This is a genomic window from Polaromonas sp. P1_G2 (assembly GCF_056405515.1).
The window spans coordinates 1-592 of sequence record NZ_JBFUBY010000727.1 but is presented as its reverse complement, the minus strand read 5'-3'; the positions used below and the strand labels follow the sequence as shown (position 1 = coordinate 592).

Sequence of the window (592 nt, the reverse complement as noted above, 5' to 3'; positions counted from 1 at the left end):
GCCTACAAGGACGTGGTCGACCGCTTCCTCGGCGACAAGGACAAGCCCATGCGGTTTATCGACGCGCAAAAGCCCGGGCTCTTCAAACGCTGGTTCGGGGGGAAGTGATCCATGGCGTCTTTCCTGTCATTCCTGCTGGGCGAAAAGAAGAAGACCGCGAGCGTCGCGAAAGAGCGCTTGCAGATCATCCTCGCGCATGAGCGCACGGACCGTAGCCCCAAGCCGGACTACCTGCCGGCCCTGCAACGCGACCTGATCGCGGTGATCGCGAAATACATCCCGATCAACCCTGAGCACATCAAGCTGAACCTGGAGCGGCAGGATAACCTTGATGTGCTGGAGGTGAAGATTGAGTTGCCTGACAAGAAGTGATCTCTTGCTCCGGCGGTGCGCTCACTGCTGAGAGTTGCTGGCCGGGGTCGCCCGGCGGCGAGGCACTTTTCTTTGCTTCGCCAAAAGAAAGTCACCAAAGAAAMGGCGACCCGCAGTCTGGGTCCCTACGCTTCGCTTCGGGCAACCTGCGGTGCTCGACTACGGCGGGGTCTCGCGCAAACTCGCTTCGCTTGTATGTTTAGGGTGCTGGGGTGGAGAG

At 59.9% G+C, this 592-nt stretch carries 1 protein-coding gene and 1 pseudogene; both read left to right on the top strand.

Translation table 11 applies throughout. The features are described 5' to 3' along the window. Positions 1-108, top strand: a pseudogene (locus AC1D0P_RS27220) (septum site-determining protein MinD); the annotation flags it as partial. Positions 109-111: 3 nt separating this feature from the next. Continuing rightward, entirely contained in the window at positions 112-372 is a 261-nt protein-coding gene (gene minE / locus AC1D0P_RS27215) for a cell division topological specificity factor MinE (protein WP_436155619.1), read from the top strand. Positions 373-592: the final 220 nt, after the last annotated feature.